Consider the following 15,695-nt stretch of genomic DNA (forward strand, 5'->3'; position numbering starts at 1 on the left):
GCGCCCTGCCACGTTCCTGTGGAATCGTCAGCGGAGCGCCCTTGGGCTACGGATTTCGCAGTGACCTTCTGCTTGCGCAAAGTAATGACATGCCCGGGAATTGGATCAGGGCGCGGCGTAGCATTTTATTTCCAGCCCGTTACGCGCTTCGCCTCGCGATCTCGGATGAGGTGAGTGAAAGCCACGGCGTCGATGTGTTAGAACTTGCGGCGCCAGACGGCCGGAGGCTGGTGGTGGGCGAGGTCTGAGAACCACTGGATGCACTCGGGCCCGTCGTAGTTGGAGGCGTGGTTGGCGTCCCAGTACATGGAGGAGTTCACGGTGTCGCCCAGGCCCTGGGTGATCGCCGCGAGGTTCGCCATGATCACCGGGGAGGTGTTGGTGTCGATGGTGCCGACGCGCAGGAACCAGTTGCGCGCCCGATTGGGGTTGCGCCTGCCCGTTCGCGTAGCTGATGCCGGGGTTGGCGGCCAGGTAGGCCTCGACCTCGGCGTCGGTCAGCGAGGACAGGTACCGAGTCGCCGCGGGCAGCAGGAACTGCTTGAGCAGGAACTCGCTGTAGTTGTCGGCGCTCAGCGCGCCGAAGCCCCGGTAGCTCAGATTCAGCCCGTCCTGGTACTGGCGGAACAGTTCGATGAGTTCGGCCGAGAGGGTCTGGTCGACCTCGTCGCCGGTGCTGCCGCCCACCGGCAGGGTGCCGAAGCAGTATTCGTAGGGGCGGTCGGCGTGGTCGAGGTCGGTGATCGGGCAGTAGGACGCCACACCCCATACGGAGTCGCTCGCCGGAGCCGCCCCGATCGCCTCGAGGTAGGGGTCGTACGCGGCGACGTCCCCGGACGCGCCCTGCAGCGCCGCCAGCGCCCCGCCCGCGCTGAGGCCGGTCACCACGATCTGCTCGGTGTTGCCGGGAACGCGGCCCGCGTTGAACTTCAGGTAGCGGGTCGCGGCCTTCAAGTCCACGATCGCGGCCGGCGCGACCCCGTCGTAGTCCCCGTGCGAGTTCACCAGGTCGTGCCCGCGCGCGCCCGGCTCGACCATGACCCACCCGGCCGCCAGGGCGACCGCGTTGTCGGAATACTGGGTGCGATAGGTGACCATCGAGGCTCCTCGGCTTGCGTTCTTCATGGCGGACGAACAACAAGCGAGGAGCCTCGTGCGTCACGTCGCCCGATCCGGCGACGAGGGTGCCCGTGGACGGGCCTGAAGTCGGCGTAGATGAACTTCATCGCACCGGGCACCTCGCCGTCTCGGGCCGGGACGCCGATGGCGTCGCGCCCGGTCGTGCAGTCGGGTCCGACGGTCGTTGCAGCCATGCCCGTCCTGTGCAAGGCGGACGCGGCGTCAGCAGAGGGATGTGGATGCCTGCACGTCGTCGAGTGCTTGCCGGGCGAGCTTGCTGAAGTCGTCGCCGTCGGTCGCCTGGGCCCAGCGTTCATCGGCGATCGCGGAGGCGAGGGCGCCGAGGTTCGCGGCTACACGAGCGGTCAGGTCGGGTACGCCGCGCTGCTCGAGCGCAGTGGTCATCGATGCGATGAGGCCGAGGTTCTTGAGCGCTTCGCGTTCTCTCAGCTCGGAATGCGCGGCGATTACCGCCCGTCTGCGGGCCGTGAATTCGCGGCGGGCGGGCGTGAAGACTTCCCTGCCGACCGCGTCGAGTGCGTGGGCGACCGCTTCGAGCGGAGTGGCGTCGTCCGGCGCCGCGGCGATCGCGTTGGTGATTAGTTCGTTCACCGCGCCGCGGCCGAAGAGTACTTCCCGCTTGTCCTGGAAGTACCGGAAGAAGGTGGTCTTCCCGAGCCCCGCGCGCTGCGCGATGTCGATGACGGTGGTGTTCTCGTAGCCGCGCTCGGTGAACAGGTCGAGGGCGGCTTGAGCGAGCCGTTCGGGGGCGTTCGGTTCCCAGCGAGCCATGAGCGCAGTTTACAGGACTTGGTTCCCTCGTTTGAGGCAGTGAGAGAACCAAGTTCCGTCACTTGTGCTAGCGTGAGCGGTGAGGGAACCAAGTCCCGTCACTGTTCCGTGGGAGGTCCGCATGAGCCGAGCTGTCATCTTCGAGAAGTTCGGGGGTCCCGAAGTGTTGGAGGTGCGGGAGGTTCCGGAGCCGCACGCCGGCCCGGGGGAGGTCCGGGTCCGGGTGACGGCCGCCGGGCTGAACCCGATGGACTGGGGCATCGCGGCACGACCGGAGGCGGCGGCGCGGTTCGGCATCACGGTGCCGTCCGGCTTCGGCTCCGACTTCGCCGGGGTGATCGACCAGGCTGGCGAAGGCGTCACGGGGTTCGCCGTGGGCGACCGCGTCTACGGCGGCGCCCTCGGCAAGGCGGTTGCCGACTTCGTGGTGGTCCAGCCTGCCGCCGGCTCGCTGTGGCATACACCGGAGGGCATCGGCGACGTGGTGGCGAGCACGCTCGGGGTGGCGGGCCTCACCGCGGTCGCCGCCTTGACGGCGATCGGCGTGCGCTCCGGCGATACCGTCCTGGTCGGCGGCGCGGCCGGCGGCGTGGGCGTGTTCGTCGTGCAACTGGCGGTCCTCGCCGGCGCGAAGGTGATCGGCACCGCCTCGCCGGGCAGCTTCGACGCCCTGCGCAAGCTGGGCGCCGAGCCCGTGGCCTACGGTTCCGGGCTGGCCGATCGGGTGCGGGCGCTGGCTCCCGGCGGGGTGACGGCGGCGGCCGACCTGTTCGGCACGGAGACCGTGGAGGCCGCGCTGGCCCTCGGTGTGGCCCCCGAGCGCATTGCGACGATCGCCGCCGGCCCCAACCCTCCCGGCGGCGTCCGTGCCACCGGCGGCTTCGACGCGGCGCCGGACGCCGTCCAGCAGGTCACCGACGCGATCCTGGCCGGCCGGCTCAGCGTCCCGATCGCCGCGCGCTACCCGGTCGAGCAGATCCGCGACGCCGTCACGCTCCAGGCCGGACGCCACGTGCACGGCAAGGTCGTGGTCACGCTGTGACCGAAGCCAGCAAGCTTCCTAATATAAAAGCACGAATAGATGGAGGACGACGATGAAGCGGATCCAATACCACCAGTACGGCGGCCCGGAAGTCATGCGGCTCGAAGACTTCGAGCCGGCCCCGCCCGGTGCCGACGAGGTCCTGGTCCGGGTGCACGCCGCCGGGGCCAACCCCATGGACTTCGGCATCCGCGCCGGCCGCATGAAGGCCGTGACCGGCCGGCGCTTTCCGCGCGCGATGGGTTATGACTTCGCGGGCGTCGTCGAAGCGATCGGCGACCGTGTCACCCGAGTGCACGTCGGTGACGAAGTGCTCGGCGGGATGCGACTGAAGTCCGCGGGCGCGTTCGCCGAGGTGGTCGTCGCCCGGCAGCAGGACGTCGTGCACAAGCCCGCGGACCTCTCGTTCGAGGACGCCGCCGCACTCCCGACGGTAGGGATCACCGCCCTGCAGGCCCTGGTCAAGCACGGAAACCTGCGCGCGGGCCAGGCCGTGTTCGTGCACAGCTGTCTCGGCGGGGTCGGCCGCTCCGCCGTGCAGATGGCTATGGCGCATGGGGCCACGGTCGCCGGCAGCTGCCGAGATTCCGCCCGGCCGGAAGCGCGTGACCTCGGCGTCGACCCCGTCGTCGATTTCGACTTCGATCCCGCCTCGCTGCCTAGACGCTTCGACCTGGTCCTCGACGCCGGCGGCGTCCACTCGCTACCGGTCAAGGCCGCACGCACGTTGCTCAAGCCCGGCGGCCGCATCGTCAGTGTCCTGCCCTCGCCGGCGAACCTCCTGAGAACTGCCCTGCCCGGGCCGTTCCACGCCTTCGCGGCCAAGCCGGTCACCGAAGACCTCGAACAGGTCGCGCAGGCCGCCGGCCAGGGCACGCTGCGGCTGCCGATCTCCCGCACCGTCCCGCTGTCGCAGGCCATCCCGGCGCTCACCGAGCTCGAACAAGGCGGTGCGGCCAAGCGGGGGAAGCTGATCATCACGCCACGATGAACCAACCGGCCGGACCCGGCTGCGCCGGCCGGGCGGCCCTCCAGCGGCCCGCTGGGCCTCCATGAGGAGAACCTCATGGGCACCACGACCGTTGACCAAGAGCGGCTGCGGGCGATCGAGCAGCACTACGGCCCGCTCGGCCCGTATGGTGTCGAGCTCACCGACCAACTGATCGTCACCGGCGATGACGGCTTCGAACTCACCGGCACCCTCGCCTTTCCGGCAGGCGCTGGCACGGTGCCGGCCGTCCTCATGCGCACGCCCTACAACCCCGCCTCATTCCCGCCCGAGGTCGCCGCTTTCTACATGGGTGAGGTAATCGCCTGGGCGTCCCATGGATAGGCATGCCTTCTTCAGACCACCCGTGCCAGCACCTCGTACTTCGACGAAGCCGCCGACGGCGCCGCCACCGTCCGCTGGATCGAGCAGCAGCCGTGGTTCGACGGACGCCTCGGCCTAAACGGCGCCAGCTATCACGCCTTCACCTCCTGGGCCACCGCTTCCACGCGGCCCGCCAGCCTGAAGGCGATCTCCACCGCGATGTACAGCACCGACCGGATCAGCTCCTGGTACCCCGGCGGCGGCTTCGGCCTCGAACTGGCCCTGAGCTGGACCGCTATTCAGCAGGCCAACGGCGCCGCGGTCAGCGAGAACCTGTACAACCACCTACCGCTGAACCAGGCGGACATCGCCGCGACCGGCAAAACCCTCGACTTCTACCAAGAGCGCCTCGCCCACGACGGCGCCGACCCCCACTGGCAGCCCCTGAACTTCGCCGAACTGCTGGACGACCCTGTTCCTACGGGTCCTGGATGTCCATGAAGATGGGCAGGTGCAGAGCGTGGCTGACGGCATCCTTCGCATCACAGATCCCGGCCTCACCGACGGCGTGCCCGGCGAAGTCTATCTCGGCCCCGTCGGTCATCGCTTCGCGGCCGGCCACCGCATCCGTCTCCTGGTGTCCAGCGGCGCCCACCCCTACTACAACCGAAATCTCGGCAACGGCGACCCGACCGGGACGGCCACCCAGATTCTCCGCGCCCATCAAGGGGTCGTAGTCGGCGGCGAAAACGGCCTGCGTATCCACCTTCCCCTCGCCCGCTGAAGGCAGGCCGAGTCTTGTACCTCACGCTGGATCCGCCCCGCGATGCCCAGGAACTGAAGACGGCAACCTTTCGACGGGCTGCGGCCCACTAGGGGGTGCGCGTCCACCGGGCGACGCTCATCCTCATCCGGACGGAAGGTCCCGCAGAATCCATGCCCCGTATATCCCGACGCCGATTCGCCGTGGCCGCCGGCGTACCCGCCGTGCTCGCACTGACCGCGGGCGGCTTCCTGCTCGCCCAGGGCGCGAAGGCGAGTAGCACGATCGCGATCGATGTGAACGCGGCCCAGCATCTGGGCACCGTCTCGAGCGTCGCGAACGGCCTGAACACGGCCACCTTCGACGGTCACCTCAACGACAGCGCGGTGATCCCGGCGATCACCGGCGCGGGCGTCGATGCGCTGCGCTACCCCGGCGGCTCCACCGCGGACGCCTATCACTGGAAGACGAACACGACCGTCGACGGCCTGGGCTACGCGAATCCGTCCAACGGGTTCGACGACTTCATGCGCATTGCGCAGAAGACCGGCGCGAGCCCGATCATCACCGTCAACTACGGCTCCGGCACCGCGGCCGAGGCGGCTGCCTGGGTCAAGTACGCCAACGTCACCAAGCACTACGGGATCAAGTACTGGGAACTCGGCAACGAGATCCCCGGCGACGGAACCTACGGCACCCAGTGGGAGCACAACACCAAGCCCAAGGGCGCCACCACCTACGCGAACAACATCGCCGACTACATCACTCAGATGAAGGCCGTCGACCCGAGCATCAAGGTCGGCGCCGTGCTGACGACCTACAACAGCTGGCCGGACGGCCTGATCGCCACCCAGTACGGCGACACCGCGGACTGGAACAGCACGGTCCTGAAGAGGGACGGATCAAAGCTCGACTTCGTCATCATCCACTACTACCCGACCTCGAAGTCCGAGGCGGACCTGCTGGGCCAGTACAAGAACATCGCCTCGCTCGTCTCGCACACCCGCGCCGAGATCAACCAGTATGCGGGCAGCAACGCGGCGAACGTCCAGATCATGATTACCGAGACGGACTCAAGCTACGAGTACGACTCCGTCCCGGCTGCCCTCTACGCCGCCGACACCTACATGACGTTCCTGGAGAACGGCGTCGACAACATTGACTGGTGGGACCTGCACAACGGACCCGGCTCGACCAGTAGCAGGCTGCCCGACGGCCTCACCGAATACGGCGACGGAGGCCTCCTCTCCAGCGGTGGCTGCTCCGGCGGTGTGTGCGAACCCGCAGCCAACACCCCGTTCCCCGCCTACTACGGACTTCAGGCCTTGGGCGGTTTCGCCACGCCCGGCGCTCAAATGGTCGGTACTACGAGCTCGAACTCCGCGGTCACGTCTTACGCGGTCAAGACCGCTACCGGCCTGAACCTCATGCTCGTCAACCACAGCGCCCAGACCAGCGAGCCGGTCAGCATCTCCTACGCGGGGTTCAACCCGGCCGGCGTCACCTCCGCCGAGCAGTTCAGCGATGCGAGCAAGAAGCTTCAGCCGGTCAACGGGCTGAACGCGAACGGACTGACCTTGCCCGCTTACTCCATCACGATCCTGAAGCTCTCCGCCTCCGGCGCAGCTCCCAACCCGTCGTGCACCGTGACCGCCGGCCCCGCAGCGTCCTGGTACGGCGGCTACACCGAGAACGTCAGGATCACGAACAACGGTCCCGCGACCAGCAACTGGAAGATCACCTTCGGTCTCCCGGCCAATGCCCACGTCGTCAACAGCTGGAACCTGACCCACAGCCAGGACGGCACCACCGTCACCGCCCAGGCCGTGAGCTACGACAAGACCATCGCCGCGGGAGGCACCCTGCCCTTCGGCTTCGTCACCGCCGGCTCCGGCAAGAACGTCGCCCAACCAACCTGGTACGCCCTCAACGGCGTCCGGTGTAGCGGCTGACCGACCGATAGGCAGACAGGTGCCCGCCCGAGCATGGGGCGGGCACCTGCGGGCTTTGCGGCGGAAGTCACCCTCTATGTATGTGGCGGAGGTAGCTGCTGTCGATCACAGCGGTGACTGGGTGCCACGCCGCTGCGCGTCGCGGGCGAGGATGAGGTAGGCGCTGGCGGTCCAGGTGTAGGCGAGGTCGCGTTGTCCGGCGCCGGTCTCGGCGTCGAAGTTCTCTGCGAAGCCGGAGGTCTCGCACAGGCGACGGAAGCGGAGGCTGATCCGGTCGGCGAGGCCGATGTGGCCGGCGCGGCGCAGGCCGTTCTCGATCAGCAGTGTCGACGGCGCCCAGATCGGGCCGCGCCAGTAGCCGTCCGCGGCGTAGTGCGGGGAGTCGGCCGGTTCGGTGGCCGGGCCGAATTCGGTCACGTGGCGCTCGATCCGGCTGGCGAGCGCCGACGCGACGTGCTCGGGCAGGAGTTCGCCGAGGATGATCGGCATCGCGTCGAGCAGGCTGTCGCTGGTGTGCGCTTCGCCGTTCTCGACGATACGTGCACTGAATCGGTCGCCGGTCCACAGCAGGTCGAGCAGGGCCTTGAGAAGCGTGGCTGCTTCGGCGGTCCAGTGCGCGGCGGCTTGAGTGCGGCCGAGGTCGACGGCGAGCGTGGCCAGTTCGCGCATCTGCAGGATGAGGAACGCCGAGAGGTCGGCGCTCTCGATCACGCGCGCCGGATCGAACGAGGTGGCGTTGTCCCACCCGCTGTCATTCCCGTGGTGGTAGTGCGGGAATGGCGAACCCGGCGCTCGACGGCCGAGCCAGTAAGTCGTCCACTGTTCGAGGCGCCGGTAGGTCTCTTCGGACGCGGTCTCCGCGCCGCTGCCGAGGCGTTCGCGGAGCAGGCCCAGCGCCCAGCCGTGGATAGGAGGCTTGACGTAGTTGTAGAGCACCTCGGAGTGGGTGACGGAGTCGGGCAGCGCGCCGGCCGGATCCTGGTGGTCGAACGGGAGGCTGAACTGATGCCAGGCAAGTTCGGGTTCGCCTTCGGCCAGGGCGATCGCGTTGAAGCAGTGGTCCCAGCTCCAGACCTTGTCCATCCAGTGCTTCGACATCAGGACCGCGGGCCGGGCGAGGAACCCGGCCGGAGCGACGGTCGCGGACCACAGGACGTAGGCGGCGAGCTCGCCGGCCGGCGTGTTTTCGCCTCGCCACGGCGCGACCCGGTCGGCGAACGCGGCGAACTCCGTTGCCACGCGCTTCTCGACGACCGGGAACGCGTCGGTCGGAGTGTAGGCGGGGCGGCCCGCTTGATACTCCTCGATGGCGATCTCCCAATCCATGGACGTCGTCAACGCGCGTGCCGCGGCGCCGAGGGCCTGGTCGCCGGTCTCGGTCGCGATCGAGCCGTCGAGCAGCGTGATCCGGTAGCGCCTGCCGGTCTCGTAGCTGGTGAAGACGTGCGAGCCGTCCACGGGATCGCGGTAGAGGTAGGTGCCGCTGAATGGGGTGAGCTCCGGCGCCGCCGCCGCGATCTCGAGGCTCAGGTTGGCGCCGCACAGTCGCAGGGTGTCAGCGGACTCGTACGCGGCGTCGATGCGCCCTGCGTCGGTGATCCAGCTCAGCCGGGATGCCGTGGCCTCGACCCGTGCGCCCGCGCAACGCAGGGCGAGGATCGGGTGCATGCCCTGCTGATGCGAGACGAGGTGGACGTCTTCCGCGCGGCGCGCATTTCCGACGACCGGGGACAGGGCGAACCAGGATCCGTAGTAGCTGAACGGGATGTCGCGCAGATCGAACGCGGGCGGTGTGGCGTGGTTCATCAGGGGGCTTTCCGTGTGTCCGTCAGTCTTTGACCGCGCCGGCGGTGACATCGGCGGAGACGAATTTCTGGGCGGGGACAAGCAGGATCGTGGCGGGGACCGAGGCGACGACGGGTCCGCGACGATCAGCCCGCCGACGCTGCCCAGGAAGCCGAGCTGCAGGAACGGCGGAGAGGGTCGAGCGGTTGTCCACGGCGCATCCTCGAGTTCGTCGGGTGAACGTGGATCGGGCGGCTTATCGAACCGATTTGGCGAATCGGTTCGACAGACGATAAGACGCACAACGCGGCCCGTCAACACCAGGGGCGAGCGCACCGTTTCGTTGACCGCCGCGACCAGGCTGCCTACACTGATCCGAATCGATTCGCCCCGCCGCGACGGGCCGGGGGCGCGCCGCGCACGGGAGGGCCGCATGAACATCGGCGAGATCGCCAAGCGCGCGGGGGTCTCGCGCAGCACCGTCTCCTACGCCCTCAGCGGGAAGCGGCACGTCTCGCCGGAGACCAAGGCGCGCATCCAGCAGGTGATCGACGAACTCGACTACCGGCCGAACGCGGCGGCGCGCGCCCTGAAGGAGGGCAGGACGCGCACGATCGGCCTGGTCATCCCGCCGCCGGTGCGCCGTCTGACGTACATGCAGCTGGAGTTCGTCGCGAGCGTGCTCGAGGCGGCCTCGCAGGCCGACCTGGACGTTCTGCTCTCCCCGTCGGGCGACACGCACGCGCCCGCGTTCAGCAGGCTGATCGACGGCCGGCGGGTGGACGGCGTGATCCTGATGGAGATCCGGCTGCAGGACCCGCGCGTCGACCAGCTGCGCAAGGCGGGCATGCCGTTCGTCACCATCGGCCACACCGCGCACCCCGAGGGCGTCTGGTGGGTCGACGTCGACTACCAGGGCCTCGTCGGCCGCTGCGTCAAGCATCTCGCCGACCTCGGCCACCGCGACGTCGCGCTGATCAACCGGTCCGCCGAGATGCTGGCCGACGGCTACGGGCCCGGACTGCGCGCGCAGCAGGGCTTCGCGCAGGCCGTCGCGCAGTACGGCTTGACCGGATTCGAGTACCCCTGCGCCGACGACGCCCCGGCCGGCGACGCGTGCGTGGAGCGGATCCTGAACGAACACCCCGAGGTGACCGCCGCGGTCACGGTGAACGAGTCGGCGCTGCCCGGCTTCCAGCGCGCGCTGCAGCGAGCGGGTCTGCGGGTTCCCGCCGACTTCTCGCTGATCGGCGTGGCCGCGCAGCACTGGGCCGAGGAGTTCCAGCCGCCGCTCACCTCCGCCGACGTGCCCGCCGTGCAGATGGGCGCCGAGGCCGTCCAGCTGCTGACCGAGTACATCGCCGACCGCGCCGCGGCCCCCAAGCACCTGCTACTCTCCCCGCCGATCTCGCTGCGGGACAGCGTCAGCCGCGCCCGAACACTCGAGCGCGACTAACGACTGTTCCCTCTGGCTACGACACGGTCGCTGAGTCGAGAGCGATGATGTCGTTGCTGCCAGCGCTGTTCTTGGGTCTTGGTTCTTGGTTCTTGGTTCCGGTGACGGTGACGGTGATCGTGATGGGTGCGAGCGGTCCTTCCTCAAGCACGAGTTCTTCTTCGAGGAGATCGTGCCGGTCTAGAAGGCTCCGGACCCGCTCAGCGACTCTCCGTCGGCGGCGGTCGCGGTGACGCTGTAGGTGTCGAGTGCGAAGTCGTGGCCGCTCGCCGGGCGGTTGAACTGGAAGCCGAATCGGTAGACGGTCGGCCCCAACGACTGGCCGGACTTGAGCGCGACTTCGTACACGAGGCCGCCCGACGCGCGGGTCACCGTCGTCACCAGGTTCGCGGACGGGATGGTCGTCCAGATGCCGGTCGAGGCCACACCTGAACCACCCGAGACGGTGACGGTGATACGCAGGCTCCTGATAGTGCTGGCGGGCGTGACCGTGAGGTTCTCCTGAACCCAGTACTCGGTGCTGTGTGCATCCACCGACGCCGCCGTCGCCAACCGGCCGGTCACGCCGCCGTTTCCGGTCGCCCGGGTCGTGGCGGGCGTGGTGGCCCCTTCGGTCGGTGCCGAACTCGTGCTCGGCGAGCTCGGCGCCGCCGTCGTCGATAGGGCGGAGGTCTTCGGCGAGGTGACGGGCACCACCGCGCGCGGGTGCGGCGAGGCGGAGACCGCGATGCCGACCGAGACCGCCACAGCCACCGTCGCCGAGGCCAGCGCCGCCGCGATGCCGAGCGGAATCCCGAGCAGCCGCATCCGCATCGGACCGAGGGGGCGGCGACGCTGTGCGCGGGGTGCCGCTTGCCCGGTCGTCAACTGCTCGAACCTCGCCGTGATCCGCTCGAGATCCGCCTCGTGGCCCCGTGTCCGGTCGCGGAGCGCGTCCGAGAGCCACGCGCCGTCGTCATGCGAGCCGCCGTCTGCGCGCTTCATCGATTCGCTCCCTTCGCCGCCGACCTGCGCCCGCCACCGACCGCGACCGACTCGGCGCGCGAACCGCGCAGCTGCGCTGCGAGTTCCTCCAGTCCCCGAGAGCTCTGGCTTTTCACCGTGCCCACGCTGATCCCGAGCGTCGAGGCCGTCTCGCGCTCGGAGAGGTCATAGTAGTAGCGCAGCACTATGCAGGCGCGTTTGCGGGCCGGCAACCGCAACAGCGCGCCTGCAGATCGACCGACGCGTCACTGTCCCGGCCCGGCGCCTGCTCGCTCCGGCCGCCGCTCCACAAGCGCCAGCCGCGGCGCTCGCGCACGATCCGATCGGTGCGCTGCGCCGCGATGTTCGCCACGATACGGCGCACGTAGGCCAGCGGCCGATCCGCCGTCGACACCCTGGCCCAGCCCTTCCACGCCTCGGCCAGCGCCTCCGCCGCCACATCGTCGGCCGCCGCATGCTCGCCGACCAACAGCAGGGCGAAACGCGCCAGCTCGTTGTAGTGCTCGGCGAAGAACGCCGCGAAATCGGCATCGACCCCGCTCGGACGGCGACGCCCGCCCCCGCCTTCCGCATCGATCACCGGCGGAATATAGCAGGGGCGGGTTACTGGCTCATCAACCATCAGCTTCAAGATCACCTTCGATGGCCTAAACGGTTGGCCTGACACCTGTAGTGCCCTGGAGCCTCCGAAAAAGTTGCCGGCAACTTTTCGGCGCCCTCGAGGCCACTAGAGGGATGGACGAACGAACTGCGGCGAGAGGACGAGGCGTGAGTGCGACCCATCGGGGCCCGGGGGACCGCGGACGCCGCGGAAAATGGCTGATCGGCTCCGTGGCCGTCGCGACGGTCGCCGTGGGTGTGATCGCGAGCATGGCGCTGGGCTCGACCCCGCAGCGGCATGTGGTGACCGGATACGCTGCGGCAAGCACGAGCGGCGGCACGAGTGCGAATGCGGTTCTTCCCGGCGACGCGTCAGCCGGCGCGCCCACGACGGCGACAGCTTCGAGCGCACCGCTCGCGACCACCACCAGTACGAAGCCGAGCGCGTCGGTCTCGAAGACCTCGTCGCAAGGCTCGACCTCCGGCTCCGGCTCGACCTCGTCGGCCGGACGGATTCAGCCCGGCGTCACCTACAACGGCGTCGCGACCGAGTACGCCGCCGGAGACGGCAATGGCGCATGCCTGTACGGCCCGGCCGCCACGATGATGATCGCGGCGATGAACTACACCGACTACGAGAACTCCAAGGCCTGCGGCGACCACATCCTCGTACGCGCCTCCGACGGCGCCGAGATCACCGTCCTGATCACCAACGAGTGCCCGCTGCCCTGCGCACCCGGCCAACTCGACCTGAGCCAGCAGGCCTTCGCGAAGATCGCTAACCGGTCGGCCGGACGCATCTCCGTCACCTGGCAACTGCTCAGCCCGAGCGACGCCGGCAGCATCTCGTTCCGGTACCAGACCGGATCGAGCCAGTGGTGGTGCGACATCCAGACCATCGGCCAGCGCAACCCCGTCGCAGAACTCGAAGTGCACACGAGCAGCGGATGGATCCGGCTGCCCCGCACCAGCTACGACTACTTCCAATCCGCGCATGGCGCGGGCTGCGGCGGCGAGATCAGAATCACCGACATCTACGGCCAGCAATTGACGGCGTCCGGCATCTCGATCGAACCGAACGTGGTGCAGCCGACGCAACTGCAGTTCGCACAGCACTAGCGGCGGGGCGGCAAACGGTGACGGTCCGGGCTCCCGCGGCGGGGGAGCCCGGACCGCGTCTGTGCGGCGCGCGGATGAGCCGGGGTCAGCCGGTCAGCCGCGTGTCCACTTCTGGTTGCCGCCGCCGTTGCAGGTCCACAGCTCGAGCAGGGTGCCATTGGCCGTTCCGGCTCCGGTCGCGTCCAGGCACAGACCCGATTGCGTGCCGGTGATGGTGCCGTCGGAGTTGAATGTCCACTTCTGGTTGCTTCCGCCGTTGCAGGTCCAGATGACGACCTTCGTCCCCGGGCTGGTGCCCTGGCCGTTGGCGTCCAGGCAGTCGCCGCCGTACACGCGGAGCTCGTCGGCGGAGGTGTAGGTCCACTGCTGGTTCGCGCCGCCGTTGCAGTCCCACAGCTCCACCTGCGTGCCCGCGGTCTGGCTGGCGCCGGGCACGTCGACACAGCGTCCTGACGCGGAGCCTACGATCGTGCTCGTGCCGCCGCCGGTTCCGCCGGTGCTGGGCGTGATCGACAGGTTGTCGAACTGCGCGGTCTCACCCTGGCTGGTGGCGTAGCCGATCTGGCCCGCGCCCCACGTGTAGTCGTTCGCGGAGCCGACGGTCGTACCGTCCACGGACGCCGTGATGGTGCTGCCCGAGAAGGTGAGGGCGAGGCTGTGCCAGCGGCCGGTACCCAGCGCGGCGGTCGTTCCGCTGGCGAGGGTCGTGACGTTCCCGTTCGTGTTCGAATTCAGGATCGACCACGCGCCGGTGTCGCTGACCCGCAGATGATAGGCGTCCAGCCCGGCCGAACCGCTGTACGACTGCGAGTCGGCGCGGCCGATCAGCTCGGCGTATCCAGGTTCTTCGAGCATGACGTCCGAGCTGACGGTGTAATTGCTCCAGCTCAGGTCGCCGAGCAGGGTATGCGGATCGGAGAGCGTGTCCCAGGTGATCGGTGCCTGCGCGCTCATCTGCCGCACGCACTGGCCGCTGCGTCCGCCGCCGCAGTTGACGATCTCGAACGAACCCTGCCAGTCCATCAGGTACTTGGCTTCGCTGCCGACGGTGTCGCCATCGAACGAGTCGCTGTACGGCAGGCTCAGCGTGCCCTGGCCGGGGCCGGCCGCGGTTCCCTTCCCCTGCCCGGTCGTGGTCGTCAGCGAGTAGACGTAGCCGGGCTGCACGGTCAGGCTGAAGCTGCCGCCGGAGGGTGTGATATCGGCGGTGTGCACGAAGTAGTCGGCCGGATTGTTGGAGTTCACGTTGGTTGCCCAGACGTGCACCTGCCCCGTGGACAGTCCGCCGCTGAGGTTGAAGTTGAGCGTCTGGGCGCTGGTCGCGTCCATCGTCTCGATGATGGTGGAGTAGTCGCTGTTGTTCGGGGACTTGAGCGACACGTAGCTTCCGTTGCTCCGGTCGCCGCCGATGTACCCGCTGGCGGAGTCGAGGTACTGCCAGCCGGGCGACGTGAACTGGGTGGTCTGGGCCATCACCCAGGCGTTCTTGCCGATCGAGTAGTAGCCGGACCACGGCTGCGGTGCGAGCGCCAGGCCCATCGTGGGGTACGGCAGGTTGGGCGTGATCGCTGCGACGATCGGCCAGTTTATGTAGGCCGTCATACCGCCGTCGATGTAACCGCGGTTGATGCCGCGGGCCATCGCCTGCGCGCCGCCGTTGTAGTCGTCCGAGCCGTTCTCGCTTGCCCACAAAGGCTTTCCAGACGAGGTAGCGGCCGATGGCACGGTGCACGTGGACTGCGAGGATCGGTAGCCGCACGGGTAGTGCGCGCCGAGAATGCCCACCGAGGCCGCGAACGCCGAGTTGCCGTCGACGTCGTTCGCGATCGACCAGTCCGAGTCCGCGCCGACGATCGTCACCCCGGAGTAGCCGTCGGCGTTCAGGGTGCTGCGGAGCTGCTCGTACCAGGAGATGTTGTAGCCGCGCTCGTTCCAGCCGCCGAGGTAGTCGATGGTCAAGCCGTGCGACTTGGCGCAGCCGAGCCAGGAGACGAGATAGTTGATCATGTCGGTGGACCAGAAGTTCCCGCCACCGATCCAGCCGGGCGCTCCCCACGCCAGGCCGTAGAGCTTGATGTTCGGGTTGCGGGCCTTGGCCTGCTCGGCAAGCCAGAACTCGTAGCCGACATCGCAGTTCACCGTGCCGCGCACGTGTTCGATGCTGGGCTCGGCCCCCGAGGTGGAGTTGGTGTCGCCGCCGATCTCGATTTTGAGGATCTGGGCGGAGGCGCCGTAGTCCGGCTTGAACAGGTAGTCCAGGACCTGGCTGCGCTCGGGCTCCGGGTAGTCGATCAGGAGCCTGCTGTTGCCGCCGCCACCGCTGATCGCGCCGACGCCGTCGAAGGTCCGTCCGCCGGATGCGCCGTTGATCGTGATCGAGGTCGCGGCCTGGGCCGGCGTGGAGGCGGTGGCGACGATTCCGGTCGCTACCAGGACCACGCCGACGAGTGCGGCCGTGGAGGCGCGCAGGCGGCTGAAGAGTCTGGTCGTCGTGGCCGCGTACGAGATGGCGGGCGCGGCCACTGCGCCGGCCAGAGCCAGCGCCGCGACGAGCGCTGCTCTCGCCGGCAGGCCGTGGCGGGCCCGGGTGGGTGGGTGCGACGTCATCGTCAGAGTCCTTCTTCCCAAGGAATGACGTGCCGAATGTGTACGACCTTTGTGAGTGTGGGTCGAGTCGCAGGAAACTGCCGGAAGGCGCCCCTGTCAAGGGTCGCGGCGGAGGCCGCCCGATTCCGGGCCGAGCCGAGCTGGTCGGATGAGTGTGACTGATT

At 68.7% G+C, this 15,695-nt stretch carries 15 protein-coding genes and 1 pseudogene; 8 read left to right on the forward strand and 8 right to left on the reverse strand.

Annotated elements, in window-relative coordinates; genetic code table 11:
* Positions 1-105: 105 nt before the first annotated feature.
* Positions 106-1,098: an alpha/beta hydrolase family protein gene (locus KDK95_RS12975; protein ID WP_212518374.1), complete on the reverse strand. Its 993-nt coding sequence runs from the start codon at positions 1,096-1,098 to the stop codon at positions 106-108.
* A gap of 243 nt (positions 1,099-1,341) precedes the next feature.
* A complete protein-coding gene (locus tag KDK95_RS12980; protein WP_212518375.1) occupies positions 1,342-1,911 on the reverse strand; it encodes a TetR family transcriptional regulator in 570 nt (189 codons plus the stop codon).
* Between the two features lie 121 nt (positions 1,912-2,032).
* Between KDK95_RS12980 and KDK95_RS12985 the strand changes: the two genes are divergently transcribed.
* From KDK95_RS12985 to KDK95_RS13010, 6 genes and pseudogenes are all read left to right on the forward strand, one after another.
* Positions 2,033-2,953: an NADP-dependent oxidoreductase gene (locus KDK95_RS12985; RefSeq protein WP_212518376.1), complete on the forward strand. Its 921-nt coding sequence runs from the start codon at positions 2,033-2,035 to the stop codon at positions 2,951-2,953.
* Between the two features lie 52 nt (positions 2,954-3,005).
* A complete protein-coding gene (locus KDK95_RS12990; protein WP_212518377.1) occupies positions 3,006-3,944 on the forward strand; it encodes an NADP-dependent oxidoreductase in 939 nt (312 codons plus the stop codon).
* A gap of 75 nt (positions 3,945-4,019) precedes the next feature.
* The gene (locus KDK95_RS12995) at positions 4,020-4,286 is read left to right on the forward strand and encodes a hypothetical protein (RefSeq protein WP_212518378.1); all 267 of its coding nucleotides are present in this window, start codon (positions 4,020-4,022) and stop codon (positions 4,284-4,286) included.
* Between the two features lie 48 nt (positions 4,287-4,334).
* Positions 4,335-4,766: pseudogene (locus KDK95_RS13000) on the forward strand (CocE/NonD family hydrolase); the annotation flags it as partial.
* 19 nt (positions 4,767-4,785) lie between these two features.
* Entirely contained in the window at positions 4,786-5,049 is a 264-nt protein-coding gene (locus KDK95_RS13005) for a CocE/NonD family hydrolase C-terminal non-catalytic domain-containing protein (RefSeq protein WP_307844333.1), read from the forward strand.
* A 152-nt stretch (positions 5,050-5,201) separates the two neighbouring features.
* Positions 5,202-6,980 carry a cellulose binding domain-containing protein gene (locus tag KDK95_RS13010; protein ID WP_212518379.1) on the forward strand — a complete coding sequence of 593 codons (1,779 nt, stop codon included), beginning with the start codon at positions 5,202-5,204 and terminating at the stop codon, positions 6,978-6,980.
* A gap of 105 nt (positions 6,981-7,085) precedes the next feature.
* Here KDK95_RS13010 and KDK95_RS13015 read toward each other — a convergent pair whose 3' ends face one another.
* Positions 7,086-8,786: an amylo-alpha-1,6-glucosidase gene (locus KDK95_RS13015; RefSeq protein WP_212518380.1), complete on the reverse strand. Its 1,701-nt coding sequence runs from the start codon at positions 8,784-8,786 to the stop codon at positions 7,086-7,088.
* A 412-nt stretch (positions 8,787-9,198) separates the two neighbouring features.
* On the opposite strand from KDK95_RS13015, the gene KDK95_RS13020 reads away from it, so the two are divergent.
* Positions 9,199-10,221 carry a LacI family DNA-binding transcriptional regulator gene (locus KDK95_RS13020; protein ID WP_212518381.1) on the forward strand — a complete coding sequence of 341 codons (1,023 nt, stop codon included), beginning with the start codon at positions 9,199-9,201 and terminating at the stop codon, positions 10,219-10,221.
* A gap of 16 nt (positions 10,222-10,237) precedes the next feature.
* On the opposite strand, the gene KDK95_RS36910 is transcribed toward KDK95_RS13020, so the two are convergent.
* The 4 genes from KDK95_RS36910 to KDK95_RS13035 are packed head-to-tail and all read right to left on the reverse strand — an operon-like array spanning position 10,238 to position 11,842.
* Positions 10,238-10,372 (reverse strand): hypothetical protein, encoded by a 135-nt coding sequence (locus tag KDK95_RS36910; protein ID WP_282971362.1) that lies wholly within the window; start codon positions 10,370-10,372, stop codon positions 10,238-10,240.
* A 29-nt stretch (positions 10,373-10,401) separates the two neighbouring features.
* Entirely contained in the window at positions 10,402-11,205 is an 804-nt protein-coding gene (locus tag KDK95_RS13025; RefSeq protein WP_212518382.1) for a hypothetical protein, read from the reverse strand.
* Entirely contained in the window at positions 11,202-11,390 is a 189-nt protein-coding gene (locus tag KDK95_RS13030) for a sigma factor-like helix-turn-helix DNA-binding protein (protein ID WP_307844334.1), read from the reverse strand. Before KDK95_RS13030 ends, KDK95_RS13025 begins: the two co-directional genes overlap by 4 nt.
* Positions 11,390-11,842 carry a sigma factor gene (locus KDK95_RS13035; protein WP_212518383.1) on the reverse strand — a complete coding sequence of 151 codons (453 nt, stop codon included), beginning with the start codon at positions 11,840-11,842 and terminating at the stop codon, positions 11,390-11,392. The genes KDK95_RS13030 and KDK95_RS13035 overlap by 1 nt, the downstream gene beginning before the upstream one ends.
* Before the next feature lie 131 nt (positions 11,843-11,973).
* Between KDK95_RS13035 and KDK95_RS13040 the strand changes: the two genes are divergently transcribed.
* Positions 11,974-12,924, forward strand: coding sequence for an expansin EXLX1 family cellulose-binding protein (locus KDK95_RS13040; RefSeq protein WP_307844335.1), 951 nt, complete (start codon positions 11,974-11,976; stop codon positions 12,922-12,924).
* 93 nt (positions 12,925-13,017) lie between these two features.
* On the opposite strand, the gene KDK95_RS13045 is transcribed toward KDK95_RS13040, so the two are convergent.
* The gene (locus tag KDK95_RS13045; protein ID WP_212518385.1) at positions 13,018-15,531 is read right to left on the reverse strand and encodes a ricin-type beta-trefoil lectin domain protein; all 2,514 of its coding nucleotides are present in this window, start codon (positions 15,529-15,531) and stop codon (positions 13,018-13,020) included.
* Positions 15,532-15,695: the final 164 nt, after the last annotated feature.

The sequence above is a fragment of the Actinospica acidithermotolerans genome, from assembly GCF_018139625.1.
Lineage (GTDB): Bacteria > Actinomycetota > Actinomycetes > Streptomycetales > Catenulisporaceae > Actinospica > Actinospica acidithermotolerans.

Excerpts from the sequence above, each read along its gene's own strand:
- KDK95_RS13045 (WP_212518385.1), bottom strand. The coding sequence starts at position 15,531 with ATGACGTCGCACCCACCCACCCGGGCCCGCCACGGCCTGCCGGCGAGA.
- KDK95_RS12980 (WP_212518375.1), bottom strand. The coding sequence starts at position 1,911 with ATGGCTCGCTGGGAACCGAACGCCCCCGAACGGCTCGCTCAAGCCGCC.
- KDK95_RS13015 (WP_212518380.1), bottom strand. The coding sequence starts at position 8,786 with ATGAACCACGCCACACCGCCCGCGTTCGATCTGCGCGACATCCCGTTC.
- KDK95_RS12995 (WP_212518378.1), top strand. The coding sequence starts at position 4,020 with ATGGGCACCACGACCGTTGACCAAGAGCGGCTGCGGGCGATCGAGCAG.
- KDK95_RS12975 (WP_212518374.1), bottom strand. The coding sequence starts at position 1,098 with ATGGTCACCTATCGCACCCAGTATTCCGACAACGCGGTCGCCCTGGCG.
- KDK95_RS13020 (WP_212518381.1), top strand. The coding sequence starts at position 9,199 with ATGAACATCGGCGAGATCGCCAAGCGCGCGGGGGTCTCGCGCAGCACC.
- KDK95_RS13025 (WP_212518382.1), bottom strand. The coding sequence starts at position 11,205 with ATGAAGCGCGCAGACGGCGGCTCGCATGACGACGGCGCGTGGCTCTCG.
- KDK95_RS12990 (WP_212518377.1), top strand. The coding sequence starts at position 3,006 with ATGAAGCGGATCCAATACCACCAGTACGGCGGCCCGGAAGTCATGCGG.
- KDK95_RS13010 (WP_212518379.1), top strand. The coding sequence starts at position 5,202 with ATGCCCCGTATATCCCGACGCCGATTCGCCGTGGCCGCCGGCGTACCC.
- KDK95_RS12985 (WP_212518376.1), top strand. The coding sequence starts at position 2,033 with ATGAGCCGAGCTGTCATCTTCGAGAAGTTCGGGGGTCCCGAAGTGTTG.